The organism is Paenibacillus chibensis (genome assembly GCF_004001045.1).
Classification (GTDB): domain Bacteria; phylum Bacillota; class Bacilli; order Paenibacillales; family Paenibacillaceae; genus Paenibacillus_AQ; species Paenibacillus_AQ chibensis.
Genome location: NZ_BIMK01000024.1, coordinates 35,582 through 60,085, shown reverse-complemented (window position 1 = coordinate 60,085; position 24,504 = coordinate 35,582). Strand labels below are relative to the sequence as shown.

Annotated in this window: 15 protein-coding genes; 14 read left to right on the top strand and 1 reads right to left on the bottom strand. The window is 52.4% G+C overall.

Annotation, left to right across the window (positions count from 1 at the left end; all coding sequences use genetic code 11):
• The first annotated feature begins 196 nt into the window (after window positions 1-196).
• The 9 genes from PCH05_RS18430 (at window position 197) to PCH05_RS18390 (ending at window position 12,380) form a co-directional block, all read left to right on the top strand.
• Window positions 197-2,887, top strand: coding sequence for an S-layer homology domain-containing protein (locus PCH05_RS18430; RefSeq protein WP_164766711.1), 2,691 nt, complete (start codon window positions 197-199; stop codon window positions 2,885-2,887).
• 185 nt (window positions 2,888-3,072) lie between these two features.
• Complete coding sequence (locus PCH05_RS18425; RefSeq protein ID WP_127604540.1) at window positions 3,073-3,441, top strand: MerR family transcriptional regulator; 369 nt, start codon at window positions 3,073-3,075, stop codon at window positions 3,439-3,441.
• Window positions 3,442-3,533: 92 nt separating this feature from the next.
• Window positions 3,534-4,295 carry an SDR family oxidoreductase gene (locus PCH05_RS18420; RefSeq protein WP_127604538.1) on the top strand — a complete coding sequence of 254 codons (762 nt, stop codon included), beginning with the start codon at window positions 3,534-3,536 and terminating at the stop codon, window positions 4,293-4,295.
• A 237-nt stretch (window positions 4,296-4,532) separates the two neighbouring features.
• Window positions 4,533-5,477 carry an ABC transporter permease gene (locus tag PCH05_RS18415; protein WP_127604536.1) on the top strand — a complete coding sequence of 315 codons (945 nt, stop codon included), beginning with the start codon at window positions 4,533-4,535 and terminating at the stop codon, window positions 5,475-5,477.
• An 11-nt stretch (window positions 5,478-5,488) separates the two neighbouring features.
• Window positions 5,489-6,418: a carbohydrate ABC transporter permease gene (locus PCH05_RS18410; protein WP_127604534.1), complete on the top strand. Its 930-nt coding sequence runs from the start codon at window positions 5,489-5,491 to the stop codon at window positions 6,416-6,418.
• Between the two features lie 128 nt (window positions 6,419-6,546).
• Entirely contained in the window at window positions 6,547-8,037 is a 1,491-nt protein-coding gene (locus tag PCH05_RS18405) for an ABC transporter substrate-binding protein (protein ID WP_127604532.1), read from the top strand.
• 298 nt (window positions 8,038-8,335) lie between these two features.
• Window positions 8,336-10,063, top strand: coding sequence for a sensor histidine kinase (locus PCH05_RS18400; protein ID WP_127604530.1), 1,728 nt, complete (start codon window positions 8,336-8,338; stop codon window positions 10,061-10,063).
• Between the two features lie 6 nt (window positions 10,064-10,069).
• Window positions 10,070-10,831 carry a response regulator transcription factor gene (locus tag PCH05_RS18395; protein WP_127604528.1) on the top strand — a complete coding sequence of 254 codons (762 nt, stop codon included), beginning with the start codon at window positions 10,070-10,072 and terminating at the stop codon, window positions 10,829-10,831.
• A 28-nt stretch (window positions 10,832-10,859) separates the two neighbouring features.
• The gene (locus tag PCH05_RS18390; protein WP_127604526.1) at window positions 10,860-12,380 is read left to right on the top strand and encodes an ABC transporter substrate-binding protein; all 1,521 of its coding nucleotides are present in this window, start codon (window positions 10,860-10,862) and stop codon (window positions 12,378-12,380) included.
• 222 nt (window positions 12,381-12,602) lie between these two features.
• On the opposite strand, the gene PCH05_RS18385 is transcribed toward PCH05_RS18390, so the two are convergent.
• The gene (locus PCH05_RS18385) at window positions 12,603-17,048 is read right to left on the bottom strand and encodes a glycoside hydrolase family 10 protein (RefSeq protein WP_127604524.1); all 4,446 of its coding nucleotides are present in this window, start codon (window positions 17,046-17,048) and stop codon (window positions 12,603-12,605) included.
• A 314-nt stretch (window positions 17,049-17,362) separates the two neighbouring features.
• On the opposite strand from PCH05_RS18385, the gene PCH05_RS18380 reads away from it, so the two are divergent.
• The 5 genes from PCH05_RS18380 to PCH05_RS18360 all read left to right on the top strand — a co-directional run bounded on the left by PCH05_RS18380 (window position 17,363) and on the right by PCH05_RS18360 (window position 24,300).
• A complete protein-coding gene (locus tag PCH05_RS18380) occupies window positions 17,363-18,331 on the top strand; it encodes an acetylxylan esterase (protein ID WP_127604522.1) in 969 nt (322 codons plus the stop codon).
• 386 nt (window positions 18,332-18,717) lie between these two features.
• Window positions 18,718-19,992 carry a BNR-4 repeat-containing protein gene (locus PCH05_RS18375; RefSeq protein ID WP_218030535.1) on the top strand — a complete coding sequence of 425 codons (1,275 nt, stop codon included), beginning with the start codon at window positions 18,718-18,720 and terminating at the stop codon, window positions 19,990-19,992.
• 266 nt (window positions 19,993-20,258) lie between these two features.
• Window positions 20,259-22,052, top strand: a complete 1,794-nt coding sequence (locus PCH05_RS18370) for a sensor histidine kinase (protein ID WP_127604520.1) — start codon at window positions 20,259-20,261, stop codon at window positions 22,050-22,052.
• A 24-nt stretch (window positions 22,053-22,076) separates the two neighbouring features.
• Window positions 22,077-22,820 carry a response regulator gene (locus PCH05_RS18365; protein ID WP_127604518.1) on the top strand — a complete coding sequence of 248 codons (744 nt, stop codon included), beginning with the start codon at window positions 22,077-22,079 and terminating at the stop codon, window positions 22,818-22,820.
• A gap of 151 nt (window positions 22,821-22,971) precedes the next feature.
• Window positions 22,972-24,300 carry an ABC transporter substrate-binding protein gene (locus tag PCH05_RS18360; RefSeq protein ID WP_246049730.1) on the top strand — a complete coding sequence of 443 codons (1,329 nt, stop codon included), beginning with the start codon at window positions 22,972-22,974 and terminating at the stop codon, window positions 24,298-24,300.
• Window positions 24,301-24,504: the final 204 nt, after the last annotated feature.

Genomic DNA, 24,504 nt, shown 5'->3' with positions numbered 1-24,504 from the left:
GAACGATTCTATGCTTTTATTAAATAGATGACGATAAATAAAGAGAAAACAATATCAGCTATATCACTTAGCGAGGGGGGATATAATGAAGAAGTTTCATAAAAGTTTAGCAGTCATTGTGATGATCTGCATGCTCCAAACGTCCGTGCTGGGCAATCTCTCATGGATGTCGTCTGCCGATGCAGCGAGTACAGGTTTGACAATAACGGCTAGTTCCGGCAGTGCCGCCTTTATAGCGGGCGATAATGTCACTTCTACGCCGGTTGCTATTGATCCTGGACTGACGGTTTCAGATCCGGATCATACGACATTAGAGAGCGCCACAGTCGCAATAACCGGGAATTGGCACAGCGAGGATATTTTAGCGTTTACGAATGATGGCGCAAACATGGGGAATATCACAGCAAGCGATAACAGCAATACTGGTGTTTTGATCCTCAGCTCTTCTGGAGCAAGCGCGACACTTGCGCAGTGGCAGGCTGCGTTACGTGCAGTAACGTATACCTCGTCCGCAGTGACACCGAATAGCGCAACCCGAACGATTTCTTTTACAGTATCGGTCGATACGGTAACCAGTACTACCACAAGAACGGTCACAATCGCTGACGTAGACCAGACTCCTATTGTGACGATGAGCGGTGGCCCGACAGTATTTGAAGTAACAGGCAATATGACGGCTACACCTGTGGTGATTGATCCAGAGCTTACGGTTTCCGACCTGGATAATTCAACATTATCCAGCGCTACAGTCGCGATACCAGGGAATTTTCACAGCGGCGATAGTTTAGCGTTTACGAATACATCTGGTGAGACCTATGGGAATATCGTGGCTAGCTATAACTCGGGGACGGGTGTTCTGACCCTCACCTCATCAGGAGCAACCGCCACACTTGTACAGTGGCAGGCTGCGTTGCGTGCAGTAACGTACACTTCGTCCGCAGTGACGCCGAATACCGCGACACGAGTGATTTCTTTTACCGTGAATGATGGAACCAAGACGAACGCCCCTGCGACCAAACCGATTGTGTTTGTCCAGCCGCCGAAAATGACTGCGAGCAGCGGGGCCACATCTTTTACTGCAGGTGACAATGCAGCGTCTATACCTGTAGCGGTTGATCCGGGACTGCAGGTTGAAGCTTCGGATTCTATGAATCTGATGAACGCGACGGTGAGCATCTCGGATCACTTCCAAAGATCAGAGGATGTGCTTTCATTCATGAATGACGGTTCGATGGGCCGTATTTCCGGCAGCTACGATGCATCGCAGGGAATTCTAACCCTGACTTCCAACGGGGAACCGCCAACATCGGCAGAATGGCAAGCAGCCCTGCAAGCGGTGACGTACACTTCAACGGCAATCACGCCGAATACAAGCGATCGAACCATTACCTTTAAGATTGAAAATCAATGGCATAAAACCGCAGCAGCGACCAAAACGGTCAATGTATCTGCAACCAATCAAACACCTGTCATTCAGGCGAGCGGTCATACCGCATCGTATATTTCACCCGCACCGCCAGTGGTTATCGATCCGGAATTAACGATCTCCGATCGCGATGATTTATTATTACCGAGTGCGACGGTGAGCATCACCGATCATTATCACCGTGCGGAGGATGTGTTAGCTTTCACCAACGATGGAGCTACCATGGGTGACATCAGCGCGCAATTTGACGCAGCTCAAGGCGTGATGTCTCTCACCTCTGCCGCAGGAGCAACGTTAGCGGAATGGGAATCCGCGTTACGTGCAGTGACGTATGTATCTACCGCTGCGATTCCAACGAAAGAGACGCGCACGGTTGAATTTGTGGTGTCCGACGGAATGGCTTCCAGTGCACCTGCAATATCGCATGTCTCCGTATCGCAGTCGATCGTGCTTACGGGGCTTGAAGCGAGTCCGAACAAAGTTACCCTGCAGGAAGGCAACACCCGTTCAAGCGTTATAACCGCAACGTACTCGGATTTATCGACGTTGGATGTCACACCGAGTGTCACATGGAGCGTTGCTGCGCAAAGCATTGCAGGTGTGAAGGACGGTATCATTTCGGGGATTGCACCAGGGACTACCGTTGTAACGGCTGCTTATGGAGGAAAGACGGCTACGATTGAAGTGGTCGTCACAAGCGCAGGGAATAGTCATAATCATAACGGAAATGATTCGTCGGGGGGCAGCTCAACGCCTGGAGCCGGCACAACAGCTCAAGCGGTTCCTACCCCGAAACCGGATGAGCCCAAACAGCCCGCGGCAGAGCTGAACGGCTTCTTGTCTCCTGTGGTCAATCGCGAAAAGTGGATTGCCGCGCTCAAACAGGCCTTGGCAACGCACCAAGAACCGCTGTTTAAGGATACGCCGGCACACTGGGCATCCCAGGATATTTCCCTCGCCTCCAGATTAGGATGGATAGAGGGGTATCAAGATGGGACGTTTAAGCCGAACCAGCAAGTCATGCGAGCCGAGTTCAGTGCACTTATGGTGAACATATTTGGCCTGAACATGGGCAATAAGACCGTTCAGCTTACCGATATGGATGATCCATGGGCGACTTCGTATATTCAGATTCTTGCTTCGCAGGGACTCATTCAAGGGTATGCGGATGGAACGTTTCAACCCAAGCGGACGATATCAAGAGCGGAGATGCTTGTGATTCTGTCCAAGTTGATTGACTTCCAAACGCAGAAGCCCATGCTAACGGCGCCGGGCTTCAGCGATATCCCTTCCGGTTATTGGGCTCAGTCGGTCATTGATTCAGCCTATAACGCCAAGATTATTCAAGGCATCGGTGATCACCGGTTTGCCCCGAATACGGGGACAACACGTGCAGAGGCCGTAGCGCTGATTCTGCGTGCATTAAGATTGGATCCCGAGATTAAGGCTTTGTTGGAATAAAAGCTGCTTTCTTTCATACACGCTCTAATATTTGTTGAGTAAGGATATGCTCAAGGTTGAAGCCTCTTGTCCACCCGTGACAGGAGGCTTGTTTGCGTATGATTTATTTTCTTGTTGACTTAAACCATGGTTTAAGTCGTATCCTATTCCTGTCGACGATGAGATTAAAATGTGGAGGCCTCCCGATGAAGTATTATTCCATTAGTGAAGCTGCAGCCCAATTCAATATACCGGAATCAACATTACGCTATTACGAAAAAAAAGGACTACTCCCCTTAATCGAGCGTGACGGAGCGGGCAGACGGTTATTTTCGGAAGATCAAATGGCGCTCCTTGGAACGGTGATTTGTTTGAAGAACACGAACATGCCCATCAGCGGGATCAGACAATATATAGATTGGGTCATCGAAGGTGACAGCACTATCGCCCTTCGCCTTGAGATGATGCAGAATCATAAGCAAGCGGTGATGGCTGAAATTTCGCTGATGACGGAATCCTTAGAGGGAATCGATTATAAAATTTCACGCTATACCGAACGTATTCAAGACTATTAGGCGATTGATCCGGTGAAGCGTATCTGTAACCGGCGTATCTCAAGGCATTGGCTTGATGGCTTTGAAAATCAGGATAGAGAAGAGGAGCTATAATGAAACTTTCGGGCAATACCATACTTATTACGGGCGGAAGCACCGGAATCGGGTTCGCTTTTGCAGAACGCTTTATCGAAGCCGGAAACACCGTCATCGTTACGGGACGACGCGAACATGTTCTTCAACATGCGCAAGAAAAGCTCCCTGGCCTGATTACTCGTGTAAGCGATTTGAATCATGAATCCGAGCGTGCAGCCCTATTTGATTGGGTAACGGCAAATTATCCGGAAGTGAACGTGCTCGTGAACAATGCAGGCATCCAGCAGCGTTTTAACGTTTTAAAAGCCGATGCCAAGCAAGATTGGACTTATTTCAACAACGAGATTACGACGAACCTCGAAGCCCCGCTCCATCTCTCGATGCTGTTCGCTCCGTATTTGGCCGCGAAGGAAGCTGCGGCGATCTTGAACGTGACTTCCGGGCTTGCGTTCACGCCATTTGCGATTGCACCGATCTATTCAGCGACGAAAGCGGCGCTTCATTCATTCACCATGAGTCTGAGACATCAGCTATCGGGTACGTCTGTAGAGGTGATTGAGGTTGCTCCTCCGGCCGTGAATACGGATTTGGGGGGTGCAGGGCTGCATACGCAAGGAGAACCGTTAGATGCCTTCGCGGATGGCATTTTCAAAGGATTGGAAGAGGGCAGGAAGGAAATGGGGTATGGCACTTCAGAGGCACGCTTACGCATGTCGCGGGATGAAGTCGACGAATACGTAGCAAAGATGTATGAGGCGACGAAAAACATGATTGAATAGCATTCTCGGAATCGAGATTGAAAATGAATAAGGATAAGTTCAGGCGGGCCCGAAGGGGCCTGCTTTTTTGTGAGGTGTAAATGTGAACGCCAGCATCATAAAACTTCTCACTTTTATGATCAAAATCTAACGTTTTTTGACTATAGTATCAAGTTTGTTGTCTGGATGAAAGCGCTCTATTCCCTATAAAATGAACGTATACAAAGCAAAACGAAGCTAACGGAAGAGGTGACAGACATGGACGCTAAAACGAAAGGTAAGCGTTTTCGGACGCGTTGGCGCAAGCAGGACACGGAGCTGACGATTTTGGCATTGCCGACGACCGTATGGTACATTCTTTTCTGCTTTTTACCTATGTTCGGTATCATTATTGCCTTTAAAAACTTCAAAATAAGCGGTGGCTTTCTAAGCAATGTTTTTAATAGTCCCTGGGCCGGATTCAAGAACTTTGAATTTCTGTTCAAGTCCAACGATGCCTGGATCATTATTCGCAACACGATCGGATACAACATCGTATTTATCATTCTCGGCATTGTGATTCCAGTCGCTTTGGCGCTGATGATCGGCATGATCCACAATCGCAGAGCGGGAAAGGTCTATCAAACGATGATGTTCCTGCCTTACTTTCTGTCGTGGGTCGTCGTTTCGGCGGTAGGCTGGGCATTCTTAAGCTTTGACAAGGGGATTGTCAACCAAGTGCTGGTGGATATGGGCAGAGACCCGATTAACTGGTACATGGAGCCCACGTACTGGCCGTACTTTTTGATTTTCATGAATGTTTGGAAGGGCCTCGGTTACGGGATGGTCGTATACTTGGCGACGATTACCGGCATCGATAAAACCTACTATGAGGCAGCCGTTATTGATGGCGCTTCCATATGGCAGCAGACCCGTTTCATTACGCTGCCTTTGATGAAGCTTGTCATCATTATGATGTTCATTTTGGCGGTGGGCCGAATTTTTTATACGGACTTCGGGTTGTTCTTCCAGGTACCGCGGGATTCGAACTCCCTGTTTAACGTGACCACAACCATTGATGTATTGGTATACAAACAGTTGAAAAGCGCAACGGTCGGCATGGCTTCCGCAGCCGCATTCGTCCAATCCGTGCTGGGCTGCTTGATGATTCTCATTGCCAACTGGGTCGTCCGGAGAATCGATCCGGATAGCGCGATGATATAGGAGGCGGGTTTATGGCGACAAGAACGGTATATGAGAGTGGTCTAGATAAATTCAATCGTCCCAGCAAAAGCGTGAATATCATTTTCAATCTGATATTCATCATACTCGCGTTAGTCTGCGTCGTGCCTATATTGGTCGTGCTGTCCATTTCGATATCCAGCGAGGAGTCCATCCGCCAAACGGGATATCACATTTTCCCGACTGCTCTTTCCGGTGAGGCTTACGGCTATATCATCAATCAGGGAACGATGATCCTGCGTGCGCTCGGGGTATCCTTATTCGTTACGATCGTGGGTACCGTGCTGGGCGTACTGCTCACAACCTCGATGGGTTATGCCATCTCCCGTCCGAATTTCAAGCTGAAGGGGCTGCTCACCTGGATCGTATTTATCCCGATGGTGTTTAACGGCGGCCTGGTTTCAAGCTACTACATTAACTCGAACTTGCTCGGGCTGAAGGACACGATTTGGGCGTTGATTCTGCCGCTCGCGGTGTCATCCTTTAACGTGATCATCTGCAAAACATTTTTCAAGAGCACGATTCCGGATGGCTTGATCGAATCGGCGGAAATGGATGGCGCGAGTCAGATGCGGATTTTCTTTTCGATTATTTTGCCGATTTCCCTGCCCGTCATCGCAACCATCGGATTGTTTCTGTGCTTTGGTTACTGGAATGACTGGTTCCAATCGATGCTGTACATCAACAACCAGGATTTATATTCCTTGCAGGCTCTGCTCAACAACCTGATGAGCAACGTGGATGCGCTCGCCAAGAACGCCGCCAGCATGGGTGTCAGCTACGCGATGCTGGCAGCGACGATGCCGAAAGAATCCGCCCGTATGGCGGTCGCGATTGTTATCGTGCTGCCTGTGGCCTTTGCGTATCCGTTCTTCCAGCGGTACTTCATTTCCGGTCTGACGGTCGGTGCCGTGAAAGGTTGATAAGCGCGTTTACCTTCATTGAGACGACGTCCCAGAGACGTTTGATCATAATATCGCCGTTTGAAACAGAAGAGCATTTGACAACCATTCAAAAAACGGCGGCAGAACACTAAAAGGGGGAAATACCAATGAAAAGATCTTTGAAGCTCATCTCCACCATGTGCATGGCTACGCTTCTCATGTCGGGTCTTGCGGCCTGCGGCTCCAAGTCGGATACTTCCGCTACGGATCCGAAAGCTTCCGATTCGTCTTCAACTTCTTCCACTTCCAAGGATGTGCCAACATTGGTTTGGTGGACGATCGGCGGCCAGGTTCCGAACAACTTCGACAAGGCCGTTGCCGCGATGAACGATTACACCGCCGAGAAAATCGGCGTCAAGGTCGACATTAAAGTCGCAAGCTGGGGCGAATGGGATACCAAGATCAACACGATCGTAAACACGGGCGAGCCGTTCGACATCCTGTTCACCAATGGTTCCAAGTACAGTCAGCAGGTTTCGATGGGCGCACTGGCCGACATCTCCGATCTGGTGCAGAGCGAAACGCCGGATCTCTACAAGCTCATTCCTGAAAAGGTATGGGACGGTACCAAGATTGGCGGCAAAATTTACTCCGTGCCTACGTATAAAGACTCTTCCTTGACGCAGTACTGGGTATTCGATCATAAGTATGTCGAAAAATACGGTTTCGATGTGAACAATATCAAGACTCTCAAGGATCTGGATAAACCCCTGCACGATATGAAAGCAGGCGAGGGCAAGAGCTTCTATCCATTGCCGATGACGCAGGGCGAAGGCCTGAACGGTTTCTTTAACGGCTATGACGATATGGCGCTCGGGCTTCCTCCGATTGGCGTGAAAGCCGACGATGCTTCCCGTAAGGTCATCTCCGTTCTGGAGCAGCCGGATGTCATGGATAATTTGAAGACGCTGCACCAATGGTACAAGGACGGCATTATCAACCCGGATGCACCGACCAAGCCTGAGCCGGACAAAGGCCGCCCATTCTTCAGCGCTCAAGGATTCCCTGGTGCAGAGGTTAGCTGGCAGATCAACGAAGGCGTAGACAAGTACGACATGGTACAGAACTACGGACCGATCTATACGACCTCGACGATTCAAGGTTCCTTGAACGGAATTTCCGCAAACTCGAAGTATAAAAAAGAAGCTCTGAAGTACCTGGAGCTGGTCAACACCGATCCTAAACTGCGCAACATGCTTGCCTTTGGCGAAGAGGGCGTAGATTACAAGAAGATCGACGGCGAAAAAGTTGTCGAGCGCACAACGGATACATGGCCGCTGGCTGCTTACACGCAAGGCACGTTCTTCGATATGGCGACAACCAAGGGCGCTCCCGAAGATCAATGGCAGCAGGTTGAAAAGCTGAACGGGCAAGCTTTCGCCTCGTCCTTGCTGGGCTTCTCCATGGATACGACCAATCTGACTACCGAAGTAGCGAATACGAAAGCCGTATGGGATAAGTACCGCTATGAATTGCTTACAGGCGCATCCGATCCGGAGAAAATGGTACCGAAAATCGTTTCTGAAATGAAATCGGCCGGCATGGATGCCATCATGAAGGCTGCTCAAGAGCAGATCGATACGTTCTTCAGCAAGTAAGTCCTAACGCTCTACTTGAAAACCCGAACGGAGGAGTTATCTGCCGTTCGGGTTTCTTATAATATCAGACCAGTATAAACTACAGAGCCATGGCTTCATGATATTGCAAGAAAAACATCCGCTGATGGCGGTCTGTCTTCTGAGAAATCACGTCGATAGACGTTATTCTTATATACTTCGTTATGATGGAAGGCGCTAATGGTATGATGAAATGGATTCAATTGCAATTGAATTTATGGATAGGCGCATTTTATGATGGAACCAGAGCCGCGTGACGAACAGCAAAGGAGGCGCCAGGATGAATTCCTTTTGGCAGATCAAAATATATCGCGGCAAATTCATTGCTTATACGGTATTTGTGGTGTCCATTGGCCTGACGCTTGGCGCTCTGACCTGCGCGGTACTGCTGTACCAGTGGATCGAGAACGCCCGCAGCGAGGCTGTCAGCGCCTTTGCCCGAATTGAAGGCGAGCTTCAGTCGGATAATGACCGGATCGAGGCTTACATGCAGCGCATTTATTCCAACAATCGTCTGATGACGGATGTCCGTTACTTTTTGGGCAACAGCGCCGAAGGATATCTCACAGGCAGGCTGCAAAATAGCCAGTCCAGCGAACCGCTCATCTCTTTTCCCGAAGATATGAAAGCCTTTTTGTACAGCTCGGCCCAGGGAGACATTACCCAGATTAGCCTTCATACCGAGCTTCAGGGCAATGTGGTCCGATTTGACGGCAACGGCAATGGCAGCTTTCAGTTCCGGCTTCCGAACACGGATGACGCCTTCCGTGAGTCTATTCAAAAGGGATTTGTCTACCGCAAAAAATTGTCCGATCCCAATCAGATATCGCGCCAGATCGGGGAGTTCCGTTTCCTGGTCAGCAGCGATCAGCTGTTCAAGAAAGTAAGCGGCTACAAGCTGGACTTCGCGGCTGCGGTAAGCGATTCCGGTGAAGTATACATGGTCTCCGGCAAGGATCAGAGGACGCAAGAGCTGGTCCTTAAGGCAGCGGCAGAGCAGCGGAACAGCGGCTATCTTTCGGTCGGGGGAGTGAAAAGGGTGTTTTACACGACCTTTTCTTCCACCAAGTTCAATTACAAGTTCGTCGTTCTCGTGGATTTGCTCCTGCTCATGCGTCAAAATGCCGGCATGCTCGCCGCCATATTTTTGATTGTACTCATGGCGATGATCAGCGTACTGCTGCTTATCGTATACAACCTGCGCGATGACGCGAGATTCCTTAAACGCATTATCCATTCCATTAAACGCGTGAAAACGGCGGATTTTACGTCGAGCTCTCCCGCACGCTACCGGCGAAACGAATACGGCATGATCGCCCGGGAGCTTGACGATATGGTTCTGCAGCTCGATAAACATATTCGGACCGAGTATTTACTGAAGCTGAAACAGCAGGAGACCGAGATGAAGGCGCTTCAACATCAAATCAATCCGCATTTCTTGTACAATACGCTGGAGGCGATTCGCTCTACGGCTTTGGTGAACCGCGACGTGGATACCGCCGATGCCATCGCGACCTTAGGGACGTTGTACCGGGATGTCGTGAAAAAAGAAAACATTATTTCGATCGGCAGCGAGCTGGAGCTCTTACAGCAATATTTAAAAATCATGGAGCTGAAATATCCGGGGCGGTTTTACTACCAGATTCATGTGGATGAGGCACTGATGTCTTTATCGACGGTTAAGTTTTGGATGCAGCCGCTGGCGGAAAACTTTTTCGTGCATGGCTTCAACCCGGGTCATGAATTTAATCTGCTCGTCGTCAACGGCCGGGAAACGGAAGACAGCTTCGTATTGGAATTTGTGGATAACGGAAAATGGATTTCCGAAGTGCGCTTGGACGAAGTGAGAAGCACCCTTTCCAGCCGGGACGACGCCCCGGTTCAGAGCATCGGGCTCCATAATGTCTATACCAGGCTTTCCTTTTTCTATGGAGCAGGCTTTTCCATGGCGATTGATAATAACGAAGAGGCAGGCGTTAACATTACCGTGATGATCGCAAAGGAGTGACCAGGCATGTATAAGCTTCTCATCGTAGACGATGAGCCTCAGATTTTGGAAGGAATGAAGCGGACTTTGGATTGGGCGAGCTACGGCTTCCACCGCATCGAGACCAGCGAAACAAGGGACGACGCCGTCTCCAAAGCTGTGGAGCTAATGCCGGATATCGCGATTTTTGATGTCTGTATCGGCACAGACCGCGGCTACGAGATCATCAGCAGGCTTAACGAGCTGCGTCTTCCTACGAAATATATCATTATGAGCGGTTACAGCGAATTCGAATATGCGCAAGAGGCCATTCGCTGCGGCGTGAAGGATTATCTCCTGAAGCCTGTCGAGCGATCCAAGCTGCAGACGGTGATCGAGAAAATCATCGTGGAAGATCTGCACGGCACACTGGGCGGCATGAACGGCGAAGATTTGAACACGGACCCGATCCTGGGCATTCCGTATGACCGTTTATCTAAGCTGACCAACCGTATTCTGCTGATGGTGAAGGCGGAATATGCCCAAAATATTACGCTGAAATCGGTGGCGGAGCGCTTCCGCATGAACAGTACCTACCTGGGGCAGCTGTTCCTGAAGGAAGCCCAGATGAAGTTTTCGGAATATTTGATGGCTTACCGGATGCATCATGCGCGGGAATATATTTTAAACACGGACGAGAAAATTGCAAGTATCGCGCTTTCGGTCGGATACCCCAACCTGAACTATTTTTATACCCATTTTCAAGGGTACTTCGGCAAATCACCTTCGGAACTCAGGAAAAAAGGTTAGGCTCCCCATGGGAGAAAGGAGGCTTACGATGCATTACCCCTCTTTTTTCGGCCGTATCACCTTATACTTGGCGTTAACCGGCATGCTCGCACTGCTTGCAGCAGGCTGTTCCTCGTCTGCAGTCGAAGATCAAGGCACGAAGCCCGGCGGAGGCATGGTCAATCTGATCTATTACACCATCGGCGAGCCGGATAAGGACCTTCAAATGGTCAATGACAAAATCAATGAAGTTCTGGCCAAAAAGATTGGCGTGACGATTACATATATCAAGGTGGGGTGGCAGGAGTATGATAACCGGCTGAACACGATGGTATCGGCGGGGACTCCCTTCGACATTGTTTTTGCATCCGACTTCACGGGATATGTCAAGCGGGGGGCATGGCTGAAGCTGAACGACTATCTATCCAATGTGGGGAAGGGGATGAACGATGTCATCGACCCTATTTTTTGGGAGGGCGTGCGCATGGATGACGGCGGCATTTACGGCATACCCACGAATAAGGAATTGGCTGTGCGCCAACAGTGGATGTACCCGGAAGAGCTGGTGAAGAAGTATCATATTGATATTTCCAGGTACAACACCTTGGAGTCGCTTGAGCCGTTGCTCCAGATGATCAAGCAGAAGGAGCCGGGCTATTTTCCGATGGAGCTGGATAAGGACTCCCAGAATTTCTTCGCCTTATATGGGTACGAATATCTGATGGACAAGAAGCTTCCTTTGATGGTACGTTCCCTGGAGCCTGACGCGAAGGTCGTGAATATATTCGAAACGAAGGAAGCGCGGCAGGTGCTGGGTACGCTTCGTCGCTACTACAAGGCCGGATACATCAATGAAGACGCCGCGCTGCGGGAAAGTCAGGGACTGAAAAGAGGCCTCAAGGTATTCTGGAAAGCCTCGGAAGGCGGCCCTCTCTCAGAAAATAGCTGGAGCAAGGATCGCGGCTACAAGGTTCTGGCGCATCCGGTCACGCCCGAGCTCGTAACGACGGAGTCCGTGCGCGGAGGCATCATGGCGGTCAGCTCGGAAACGAAGCATCCCGTGGAATGCATCAAGTTTCTGAATCTGCTGAATACCGATCCCGAGGTGCGCAACCTGTTCAATTATGGCATCGAGGGAGTGCATTATACCTTGGACAAAAGCGGCCAGGTCGTACCTATACCTCCTAAAGATGAGAGCGGACAGCCAATCACGGACGCGCCGCCGAATTATGCAGGGGTTACGTACACTCAGGGAAACTGGTTTATTCTGAAGACCATGGGCGGCGAATATCCGGATCCTGTCAACAAATGGGATGAGTTTCGATCTTCCAACGCCAGAGTTGTTAAATCAAGCCTGCTCGGCTTTACGCCGGATTTATCCATGATGCCGATTCAATTGCAGAACATCGAAATGGTCTGGCAAAAATATTACCCGAGCCTGATGACAGGCAGCGTCGACGTAGAAACCGAGCTTCCGAAGTTCAACCAGGAGCTTAAGCAGGCGGGCCTCGACGAGGTGAGGGCGGAGGTGCAGAGACAGCTGGATGCATGGCGCAGTAGCCATAAATAGGCTTAAACGGGTAATAGATCTGGAGATTTAAGAACTACTAAATTCGCTTCTTATGCAGGCCAACCGCGCTCTATTGGGTGGGGTTTCTAGTTGAACGCCCACAGCATAGTAGAGGTAAAACACGTGTACGATGGAAGTTCCAAGTAAACAAACAACCGACGCCGGTTAAGCACCGGCGTCGGTTTGCGTTTCAGAGGATGATTTCTTTTATATGATCTGAATTTACTGGTTCCAGATACGGTACAAAATCACCGCCGCTTCGGCACGAGTGAGCGTGCCGTTTGGCGCGAGTTTGCCATGATCGCCGATTACGATTCCAGATTGCACGAGGGCAGAAGCGCTATCTTTGGCGTAAGCGGAAATGCCCGCAACATCGGAATAGGCGTCTAAAGCTTCGCCGCTGCCGCTTACCGGTTTGCCGGCTGCCGCTAATGCGCGCGCCGTCATCACCATCATATCCTGACGGGAGATGGGGCTGTCTGGTTTGAAGGTATGGTCGTCATAGCCGGTTACAAGTCCCAGTTCAAGAGCGGTGGCCAGTTCGCTTTTATAATAGGTTGCCTGATCGACATCGAAGAACGTTGCCTGAGTGATTCCCGTACCTTTCAATTCCAGGGATCTAACCAACTGCGCGACGAAGTCGGCTCTTGTAACGGGTGCTTCCGGAGAGAAGAGCCCTTCAGCCGTTCCTCGGATGACATCACGGGCTGCAATGGTGTCGATGGCTTGCTCGGCCCAGGCGACACTGCGCAGATCGCCGAAGGTTTTGGAAACGTTGGCTACCGCATACGTACTGAAATGGGTCGTTTGGAAAACGACTGCTCCGGCTGCCGCATCATACCGCCCGTTCGGCACCGGAACCGTGCTTCCGCTGCCATCAATATACCAAACGACGATGTGCTCCGGATGCTTAAGCTCCTCCGTCGTCGGGGAGTAAGGAATCGTTACCGTTACAGGAGCCTTCGGATTGTTCCATTTCAAGATTTGACCGCCTGCTAAGATACTCAGATCGATCATCGGGTGGCTGCCGATTCGTTCACGAGCGGCTGCGTTTAAGCCGTCCGTAGAGGCCGTGCCTATGCGAATCGAAAGCTGCTCAGAAGTTACTTTCATATTAGACAGCATGCTGCTTGGGATTCGAATAACACCGTTGTCCGTCTTTAGTACCAGCTCGAAGGATTCTTGGCTGTTCAGGCTCGAGGCCGGCAATTGGACTTCATACGAAGCTGCATCTTTTTGCTTCGCGATGTCGATGATGATTTGTTTTTTGCCGTTCGCGTTCGGGGCAGCCTGCTCCAGCGCTTTTTTCAAGCTGTCTGCGGAAAGGGTGCTCACCGCACGGCCACTTGCGACCTTTACCTCCGGCTTGATCGTAACGACACCATTCCCGCTTACGGAAATGCCGGTTTGCGAAATCGTTCCGCTGCCGCTATTACTGTTGCTGCCCCCAGGGGTGCTGCCGCCGCCATCTCCGCCATTGCCGGGACCATTGTTACCGGGATTGGCGGGTTTGCCGGTCAGGGTAAGCACACCGAAAACAGACGTATCCTGATAACCGTTGCCGGTCGTATCATTCCAGGCGGCGACGCTTTGGCGGGCGCCGTCTTTCGCGTCATTGATCTGCGCGTCGAAGCCGATTTTCTTCAGGTTTGCCGGCGTGATCGACTTGAAAGGGATTTTGACTTCCACGGTGTAACTCGTTCCCGATACCCGGGTTGCCGATTCGAAGCCTGCTGCGATTTTTTCGGGATTGAAGGAAGTCTTGTTATCAAAGTTCACCCGGTACTGGCCATCGTCATCCTGATAGAATGTCGTTTTGGCGTTGTTCTCGTCCACGAAGATCTCAACGGAATCCTGTTCCCAGGCATTGGCGTTAGATTGATCCAGCTGGGTGTCGCTGACCTGGATCAGCACGTACAAATTGTGGTCATCCCAGAGGGCTTTGGCTACTCCGTTCGCACCCTGCCAAGCCATCTGAAACTGGTTAACCGGCATGGCCGGCGCTTGGCTCCAGATGTCGTCAATGGTTCCGTCAATGGCAGGCGTGCCGTAAACGGCGCTGGACTGGTTTACATTGCCCGTTTCGGGTTGATGCGCCGCCATGAATGTGTCCGGGTCGATGACGCCGTAATATGCGGGCTTAGCCTGCAGGTTCTTATCGAACAGGAGCGGGTTGGACGAAGCCCGCCAGCTCGTGTTGTCATCCATTCCCCAGAAGGTGACGCGGCTGATGCCTGCGGCATGGTCTTTGAAAATTTTCATCAATTGCGCATACAGATAGCCTTGGGCATTGGCCAGCTTCTCGGGAAGCTGGTAGTTGCTTCCGGCCTGGATATCCAGCTCGCTGATGCTGACTTCAACCCCTAAGGAAATGAACTTTTCCAAGGACAGCTTCACGTTTTCCGGATTCGTGTTGACATTGTAATGCCCCTGCATGCCGACCCCGTCGACGAGGCGTTTGCCGGGATGGGTCTTGGCATAGTCGTCATTCAATTCTTTGACCATGTTGTAGATGGCCTGTGCTTTATTCTGGTTATCCTCGTTGTAGTCGTTATAATACAGCTTGATATCCCACTCGGGATGCTCGTCAAGCACCTCTCTAGCGGCGAGGAAGGCCTGTTCGAGATAGTCCGGACCGATGGCTTGATACCAAGGCGATTGGCGCAGTGATGCTTTCCAATCAGCCGGATTCGGCGGATTGTCGTTCATCGCCTCGTTCACGACGTCCCAGGAAATCACTTTGTTCCCGAAATGCTCCATGACACCTCGGATATGGCCCCGCAAATTGGCGAGGGCTTCCTCGCGTTTCAGAGGGATCGTGTTGCCTTGGGCATCCTTGGCCGTATTCATCCAGGCCGGAGACTGCTGATGCCATACAAGCACATGCCCGTGCATCTTCATGCCTTCCGCCAGAATTTTATCCACCATGGCGTCCGCAGCGGTAAACGTAAAATTGCCTTTCGTCGGCTGCAGGGCATCCGGCTTCATGGCATTGCCTGCCGTGGCGACGTTATGGTGCATTGTCAGCAGTTCAAGCCGCACGCCCTCCAGATCCTCCGCGGAAATCGCGTTTCCGATCAGAAAATCATTCTGATAGGCCGTTCGAATCGGCGTCAGATCCTTTTGAATTTCGATTGGGACCGCGCTTGTCTTTTCAAAGCTGATATCGTCGATATAAAAGGAGGCGGTCGCGTTATTCGAGCTTTCCACGTAGATCGTCAAAAACTCGTCGCCCACGCTGTTGTAACGGTAAGTTCCCTCAAACTGGACCCAGCCGTCGCTTGCATTGATCGTTTTGGGCGCGAGAGCGACGTAGTTCGCGCTGCTTCCCGTGCCGATTTGGGTGGACAGCTGGAGCTGCGAGCTGGCGGGGCTAATCAATTTGACCCACGCCGATATTTTGTATTCACTGCCCTTATCCACGTATTTCTCTATGCGAAGAGAAGGCCCGTGCCACGAGGTGGTTCTGCCTTCGACCTTCAGGGCATAGGAGCCGTCTGTGGTATGATTGGCTTCATCGGTTACGGTGAGCGTCTCGGTACCGGCCCGGCCCTCAAAGCCGCCCTTGGTTTGATCCTCGAAGGTGATCGTATGGAAAGGCAAGGCCGGATTTCGAGGCGTTTCTTCCTGGCCTCCCGAAGCGATCCTTTCGGTAATCAATAGATCACGGATATAATAAGCCACGGCTGCTCCGGCTTCATTCGAATTGATGCGAAGGGCCGAATCCTTTGTCGTGTCCACAGTGAATTCCTTCGTCAGGATAACGGTTTTGCCGGCTTCATAATCCGCCTCCGCATAGTTTTGGTAGCTGTCTACGGTTTGAAGCGCAGCTTTGGCGCCGCCCGGCAGCGTGGCATTCGCGTCCACATATACGGCTGCGGTGACCTTGTAGGTTTTACCGTTCTCCAGCCCGATGTCGGTGAATTTGAAATCAGCAGCATCCCAGTTGTTTACCCGGCCGCTTACATACAGGGCATTCCCATTCTCGCTACTGTCGAACGCTTTGCCGGTGACCTGCGTCAAGCTGGCATTGCCCGACTGGCTTGCCTTGCCGACTCCATCCGCAAACGTTTCGTGGTAAATTTCTTTTTCCGTTGTTCCCGCCGTTTGTTGGGTCGTAATAAGCAGATCCCGGATATAGTAAGGTACGGCTGCCCCGGCTTCGTTCGAATTGATGCGAAGGGCCGAGTCCTTGCCTTTGTCCACAGTGAATTCCTTCGTCAGGATGACCGTTTTGCCGGCTTCGTAATCCGCCTCCGCATAGTTTTGGTAGCTGTCTACGGTTTGAAGCGCAGCTTTGGCGCCGGCCGGCAGCGTGGCATCCGCGTCCACATATACGGAGACAGTCACCTTATAGGTTTTACCGTTCTCCAGACCGATGTCGGCGAATTTGAAATCAGCGGCGTCCCAGTTTTTTACTCGGCTGCTAACATACAGAGCGGTCCCATTTTCATTGCCATCAAAAACTTTCCCGGTGACCTGCGTCAAGCGGGCGCTACCCGATTGGCTTGCCTTACCGATTCCATCCGCAAATGTTTCGTGGTACACCGTCACCGGTTCCCCATTTCCCTGGGCATCGGCATGGGCCTCGCGAGCAAGCCAGCCCGAAGGAATAAGCAAAGCTGCTGCGACCATGATCGAGACGGCCTGTTTGATCCATTTACTCATGCACTGCACTCCCCCCCAAATAGATTATTCTGCTGTTAAGCGCTTACATTATTTTGGACGATTTCTCCTTTCCCGCCCAATAATACCACCCGGTCTGAAAGCAAGTCTTACTCGAAATTAAAGAACTTTCCGTACTTTTTACACATATAGGGATCATTTTGTTAGACTGACGGGATAATCACGGTTAATTTGTTTGAATAGGTGTCGGCAGAGTTTCTTTATTAGCAATGCGTCTGCACTTTACATCAAAAAGTTCAATGCAAATGCGAGAGGCATTCGCTATACTGCTAGTTATGAAGGAGGATGATGACAGGATGGGATACATAGACGAGGTATCGAAGGAGTTGTACAGCTATCTTCCCCCTCTCACCAAGCAGGATGATTGTGACGAGTTCTGGGCGACCACGATCGAGCAGGCCAAGGCAGTCCCGCTGGAGCCGCAGAGAGATCAGATCGATTACCCGGCCCGCTACGCAAAGGTCTACGAAATATCATATTGCGGTATGGATGAAACCCGGATTCACGGCTGGCTGATCGTTCCGGCATTCGTGGAAAAGGAGAAGTTTCCGTGCCTGATCCATTATCACGGGTTTAACGGCAGCCGGGGCAAGCCCTCCGAGCTCATGCACTGGGTCATGATGGGGATGGCCGTATTGTCCGTGGACTGCCGCGACCAAGGCGGACGGACGGGCAACAACGCTTCCTATTCCCACGGGTACACGGTGAATGTAGCCAGCAAGGGCGTACATAGTAAATGGGAGTATTACTACCGGTATGCGTATATGGATGCCTTGAAGGCGATCGACTTTGCCTGCGCCCAGGAGGATATCGACGCTTCGAGAATCGTCATCGAAGGCGGCAGCCAGGGCGGCGCGCTCGGCACAGCGGTATCGGCTCTGGACGACCGGCCGGTGCTTTCCATGGTGGACGTGCCGAGCAACAGCAACCTCGTCTGCCGGATCGAAGGCAATCACGGGGCGTTCGCGGCGGTAGCCGAATATTTGAACAAGCACCCGGAGCAAACGGACCTCGTGATGGACAACCTGAGTTATTTTGACACGATGAATCTGGCCGATCGCATTACTTGCCGGGTGCTGGCCAGCGTCGGATTAAAGGACGAAACGTGTCCGCCGCAGATGTACTTCGCCACCTATAACCGGATCACGAGCAGCAAAGACATCGTCATTTACCCGTTTAACGGGCATGAGGGCGGAGGCGCCGGCCACACAGAGGTCAAGCTGGACTATTTGCGGAAACATTTCCCCGACTGGTTCGATGAGTAGATTACATCATGGATAGGGTCGAGCCTGGCTCGACCTACCCGTTAGTTAAGTGGATTGCAAGGGGCAAGGGACAGGAAAGAATCGAACAGATGAAAAGCCTGGAAAGCGGCGCCGTCTCCGGCGCCCTTTTTCTGATTCAGGGACATGTCTTGATTTGTGGTCACCCCGAATGTCGGAAGGACTTCGGCATCCATTGGAAAATGAAGCGATTTTGTTCTATGGGAAGCATCAATTTGTATATGACAGTTGGGCAGACGATCGTGCTACGATGTCCATGACGCCGTCATGTTCATATAAAATGTAAGCGCTTTACTATACCGGCCGGATAGACTTCCTTGCTTTTGGCATATGAGAGGGTTCACATACCAAAGGAGGCGGATGACGATATGAAAAAAGGCAGACCGTTGAAAATGGGGATCGCGGCGCTGATGCTGGCGACGCTTCTGCCCGCAGGAACGGGCAGCGCTGACGCGGCATTGACCGAGGTGCCGTACGCCATGGATTCGAGCAATCAGGCGGGATGGTGGTCCCCGCTCGAAACGTATGGAACGGGATTGGAGTACGCCTATATGGCCTATAACGCCCCGGGAAGCGTCGAATCGACGCACAAGGTGTATATCGCCCGGCGGGACGGAAGCGGGGTATGGTCCAACATTCCGGTGATGGACGGAAGCAAGGTTGCGGAGTACACCGACGATGTGGGGCATAACCAGCCGTCGATCTCCAGGGATGGAAGCGGTAGGTTCCATGTGTTTGCTTCGATGCATGATGAAGCCTGGCATTATTTCCGCTCCGACACGGTCGGGGGAACGCCGCAAAACCATTCGGCCGACATGCCGACGCCTGCCACGTTCAAAGGCACGTATCCTGTTTTGACCACGGCGCCGAACGGGGACGTGTACCTGTTGGTCCGGTCCAGCGAGGATGCCGCCGGCTATCGGTCCGGGCAGCTGTTCCGCTGGGACAATGCAGCTTCCACATGGTCCAAGATTGCCGTGATCGGCTCGTCCTTGAACAAATCGTTTTACCCCGACGATCTCGTGTTTGATGCAAGCGGCAATCTGCACATTCTGTTCGAGTGGTCCGCCTTTGCGGCCAGCGCGCTGCGTCATGAATTGTCTTACGTCAAATACAGCCCGTCGACGGGCAGCTTCACCAAGGTCGACGGCAGCGCCGTCTCCCTGCCGCTGAAGCCGGGAACCGCGGATATCATCCAGCCGCTCGCGCCGACCGAAGCATACGTTCAAACGGGAAGCGATCCGGGAGGCCCCGGCGTGCAAAGCGCCAAGCTGGCCGTCGACCCGGCCGGCAGCCCCGTCGTAGCCTATCGTTACCGGGAGGAAGGAAGCAGCACCTTCTCCGTGAAGTACGCATCCTGCGGGAGTGCCGGTTGGAGCCTGCAAACGGTGTATAACGCGTCGGAAACCAAGGCGGCGATCGATATCACTTGGGCGGGCTCGGCGCCTCGGGTGTACTACGCCAAAAGCACCGGAACGGACCGCGCCTTCATGGCCGTCCCGTCGGGCGGCAGCTGGAGCCAAACGTCCATTGCGCCAGGCAAGCCGATCGAGCGGCTGAGCGTGGAACGAAACGATAACGGCGTCGATATTTTGTACCTCGTGGACGTCACGAACCGTAAGCTGTACTATGGCAGGAACTAAAGCCTAAAGTCGCGATCGGAAGAAAGCTGCGAACCGCAGCTTTCTTTTTTTGCATATCCATCTCATAACGATCTTTGCACGGCGGAGACCGGCAATGCCTTTCTGTTTAGGCATGTCGATAACCGGCGCATCCCGTGTCAATAGAACGATTTGATGCTTTTAGCGGCCCGGAACGCTACATTTTTATGGTATTGCACGAACATTGTTATCTATGGACATCGCGTGAGATATAATGGGAGCACCAAGAGTATAAAGGAGTTCTCGTGATGCGGAAATGGCTCGGCCACCTCGTTCCCCACAAGCTGAAATACCGGTTGTTTGCCGTGTTTGCGCTCGTCATTTTGCTTCCGTTCAGCGTATTGAACTTATACAACTACCAAAAGATCGAATCGCTCGTGCAAAATAAAATCAGTGAGCAGAGCCACGAACAGCTGGACAATCTGCACCGCTCGCTCGAGGATCAGCTCAGCATCGCGTTCAAAACCTTGATCTTCCTGGAGCAGGATTCAGAAATCAGGCGCATCCTGCAGAAGCCGGAGGAACGTTCGGTCCTGGACAACAAGGAGATTATGGAGGACAAATTCAAAGGGCTGAACAACAGCTTTTTCCTGTACAATCCGTCCGTTTACTTCACGCTGCTCGACAACAGCAGCCATGTATATACGTCTTATCCGCCGAATAAGTCCCTGAATTACAGCCAGATTGCCTCGAACCCGTCGTTCAAGGCGCTGGAGGAGGCCAAGAGCTCCTATCTGTGGGTGTCCGACGACGCCAATTACGTGTCCCGGGATATCAGCAAGAGCCCCACGCTGCTGTCCCTGTACGCAGAACTACGGGACCGCAGCAACCGGGCTTACGGCCTGGCGCGCATCAGCATCGATTTTTCGTTCTGGTTCCAATCCATGCTGCAAAAATCCGAGAGTGATCAGGCCTACTTCATTATGACCCGTTCCGGGGAGGTGATCGCAAGGTCCATCCCCGATGCTTCGCTGTCTCCGGAAGCCATAGGAGAAATCGCAAGCCTGCCGCAAAGCGGCCATTGGACGGATCAGCAGTCCGACTCGCTTGTCAATTACAGCTATCTGTCTTCCCTGGATTGGTACCTCGTAGACCGGATTCCGCTCCATCTGTTGTTCCGGGAGATCGAAACGCTGAAAAAGCAGTATTTCGTGACCTTTTACGTCATTACCGCCGCCTTTATTGCGGTTGCGTTCATGATTGCCCATGCGTTTACGAGGCCGCTGTCCCATATGCAGCGAAAAATGAAGGAAGCGGTCCGCAAGGATCTTCGGATCCGGCTGCCCGAAAAGCGTTACAAGGGCGAAATTTTGGAGCTGACGCGGACGTTCAATGCGATGATGGTCGATATGAACGGACTCGTCCAGCGGCTGCGGGCTGAGGAACGGCAGAAGGACGCGGTGCATTTTCAAATGCTGCTGGCCCAGATGAACCCCCATTTCCTGCTGAATACGCTCAATACGATGAAGTGGATCGGGCTGCGGGGCGGAAACGAGGAGATCGTGGAAATTTGCCTGTCCCTCGGGAAGCTGCTCGAAACAAGCCTGAACTCCGACGTAGACCTGATTCATCTCCGCGACGAAATCGAGCTCACGCGCGCGTTCCTCTACATTCAGCAGGTGAGATATGGGAACCGCTTTCAAGTGGAGTTCAGCTATGACGAGGAGCTGGTCTACGCGCTGGTGCCGAAGCTGAGCTTGCAGCCGCTGGTGGACAACGCGATTCAGCACGGCATCGGCAATATGGCGGAAGGCGGGCGGATCTGGATCCGGATGGGTCGCAGCCCGCAGCTGCCGGACCGGCTCACGCTGGAGGTCGAGGACAACGGCGTTGGCATCGGGCAGCCCGGCAGGAACCGGGGCGAAGGACGCAAGCGTCCGAGCATCGGACTGCAAAACGTGAGGGAGCGGCTGCGCCTGTTGTTCAAGGACAAAGGGGAGCTTGAGATCATACCGCTTGAGCAGGGCACGCTGTGCCGCATGCATTTGCCGGTGCTGCTGTCCGAGCCCTACGAAAGTGTACGGCAATCCGATATCATCTAGCGAACTGCAAAGGGGTGGACGCATATGTGGAAGGTACTGCTGGTGGAAGACGAAACGTTCGTGAGGGAATCGGTCAAAGAGATCATCCGGTGGGAGGAGATGGGCTTTACGCTGGCCGGGGAGGCCAGCAACGGCATGGAGGCACTGCCGATGATCAAGGAGGATCCGCCGGATCTGGTGCTGTGCGACATCGTCATGCCGCAGATGGACGGCCTGGAGCTGCTGCAGGAGACGCGGAAGGCTGGCATCGCATCCAAGTTCGTCATGCTTACCTGCATCGGCGACTTTGAATCGATGCGCAGAGCCATGGAATACGGCGCATCCAATTATATTTTGAAGCTGTCCATGAGCGTCAAGGATTTGCGGGAGACGCTGGTAAAGGTCAGCACGGAGCTGTCGGCTCAGCGTTCCCCGTCCGAGCGTCCGGCAGCGGCTACCCGGGAGAAGATCACTCATCCCGAAGTGAATAAAATCATGGACTATATCGAGCAAAATTATGACAAGGACATTACGCTCAAATCGCTCGCCCGTTACGTCATGATGGGGGAGAATTACGTCAGTGCCCTGTTCAAAAAGAAAACCGGGGAGACGCTGATCCACTACCTGCACCGGACCAGGGTCGAGAAAGCGATCGAATACCTGACGACGACGGACCTTCCGGTCAATCGGATCTGCCAGAACGTCGGGTTCATGAACGACAACTACTTCATTAAGATTTTCAAGCGGATGACGGGGGTAACGCCGAGCCAGTACCGGATGAGGCAATAGAACAAAAATGCATCTGTCGCGGCCGGCATAAGCTCCCAACTGCGTATATCTGTTCCATGGGAATCATGATTCTGTTACTTACGGCGTGACCCGCTGCTTTGCTATCCTTGAGCTGCAACATATCCATCCTATTTGATGCGGGGGGCTTCAATTGAGAAAAAAAGGTTGGCTTGCGGGATTCGTAACGCTTGCGCTGATCGCGGGCGTGATGTCGGGCTGCTCCGGCGGCGGTAGCAAAGGGGAAGCCGGAGGGGCGGATGCGAAGGCTGCTTCGTCCTCCGGTACCGTTAAGCTGAAAATGTGGGGCGGCGTTCCGCCGGAAGCCGGGCCGCAGGAGGTCATGGACGCCTGGAACAAGGATCACCCGGACGTTCAAGTGGAGTACGTGCGGTACGTAAACGACGATGAGGGCAATCTGAAGCTGGATACGGCGATCATGACCGGCCAGGACGTGGACTTGTTCGTCAACTATTCCGCTTCGCAGGCGACGAAACGGGTCACCTCGGGGGCCGCGGCCGATTTGAGCTCATTCACGGACTATAATATCGATGAGAAAATGGGGCCGGAAGCCGAAGGCTGGAAAATCGACGGCAAATATTACGGCGTGCCGACCACGAAAAGCTCGTTCTTCGTGGCGCTGAACAAGGACGCCCTGGATGCGGCCAATCTCCCGGTTCCGAAGGACTGGACCTGGGAAGAGATGATGGAATACGCCAAGAAACTGAAAAAGGGCGACGGATACGGCTTCATTCAAAACACCGAGCCGTATGTCGATCCGATCGACTCGGTGCTCGCCAAAGAGGGTTATACCAAAGCAGACGGGACGTCCAATCTGGATCATCCGCTGGTGCGGAAATGGCTGGAGTCCTTGAACCGCATGATGAAGGATGATCAAACGACGCCGCCGCTCGGCGAGCAGCTGACGTCCAAAATGCCGGTCGAGCAAATGTTCCTCAGCGGCGAAGTGCCGATGCTGAACATCGGGGCATGGCTGCTCCGCAGCTCCAACAACTTCACTGATTATCCGCGCGATTTCAAAATCGCGTTCGCGCCGGTGCCAAGACTGGAAGAAGATGCGGCGAACTACGTGACCCGTGGCGGTTTGGGCGATTATATCTCGATCAACGCCAAGTCCAAGCATCAAAAGGAAGCATGGGAGTTTCTGAAATGGTACGCGGACGGCGGCATGGCGCCGATGGCGGCGGGCGGGCGCTTGCCTGCGTCCAAGGATTCCGATCAGGACGCGGCGCTGAAGAGCATGCTCGGCGATAAAGGGGACACCTACGACCAGGAATCCCTGATGTATGTTATGTTCGACAACAAGACGCCGACCTTCGTCCGTACCGTTCCGCAGGAAGTCATGGACCTGCGCTCGCAGGAATACGAAAAGTACTTCCTGGGAGCCCAGGACTTGAACACGACGGTTTCGGAGATGGTCAAACGGCATAACGAATATTTAAAATCCAATCCGCAGAAGTGATCTCTCGTTCGAATGCGAGGGCGCAACCTGCGGCAAGGGACAACGAAGTTTGATGGCTGTCTCATTGAACTGCCATAGAACAATTTGATGACCAAGCGCCGTGCGGCAAACCGCACGGCGCTTTGCATCATTTTGTGGTATGAAGACGATGGTTTTGTTCCTTCTGCGAAGGGTTCCGGCTTGCTAGACTGAGGACATCAAATC

Coding starts and splice junctions, on each gene's coding strand:
- PCH05_RS18400 (WP_127604530.1), top strand. CDS start 8,336: ATGAATTCCTTTTGGCAGATCAAAATATATCGCGGCAAATTCATTGCT.
- PCH05_RS18410 (WP_127604534.1), top strand. CDS start 5,489: ATGGCGACAAGAACGGTATATGAGAGTGGTCTAGATAAATTCAATCGT.
- PCH05_RS18395 (WP_127604528.1), top strand. CDS start 10,070: ATGTATAAGCTTCTCATCGTAGACGATGAGCCTCAGATTTTGGAAGGA.
- PCH05_RS18405 (WP_127604532.1), top strand. CDS start 6,547: ATGAAAAGATCTTTGAAGCTCATCTCCACCATGTGCATGGCTACGCTT.
- PCH05_RS18420 (WP_127604538.1), top strand. CDS start 3,534: ATGAAACTTTCGGGCAATACCATACTTATTACGGGCGGAAGCACCGGA.
- PCH05_RS18390 (WP_127604526.1), top strand. CDS start 10,860: ATGCATTACCCCTCTTTTTTCGGCCGTATCACCTTATACTTGGCGTTA.
- PCH05_RS18365 (WP_127604518.1), top strand. CDS start 22,077: ATGTGGAAGGTACTGCTGGTGGAAGACGAAACGTTCGTGAGGGAATCG.
- PCH05_RS18385 (WP_127604524.1), bottom strand. CDS start 17,048: ATGAGTAAATGGATCAAACAGGCCGTCTCGATCATGGTCGCAGCAGCT.
- PCH05_RS18415 (WP_127604536.1), top strand. CDS start 4,533: ATGGACGCTAAAACGAAAGGTAAGCGTTTTCGGACGCGTTGGCGCAAG.
- PCH05_RS18375 (WP_218030535.1), top strand. CDS start 18,718: ATGAAAAAAGGCAGACCGTTGAAAATGGGGATCGCGGCGCTGATGCTG.
- PCH05_RS18380 (WP_127604522.1), top strand. CDS start 17,363: ATGGGATACATAGACGAGGTATCGAAGGAGTTGTACAGCTATCTTCCC.
- PCH05_RS18370 (WP_127604520.1), top strand. CDS start 20,259: ATGCGGAAATGGCTCGGCCACCTCGTTCCCCACAAGCTGAAATACCGG.
- PCH05_RS18425 (WP_127604540.1), top strand. CDS start 3,073: ATGAAGTATTATTCCATTAGTGAAGCTGCAGCCCAATTCAATATACCG.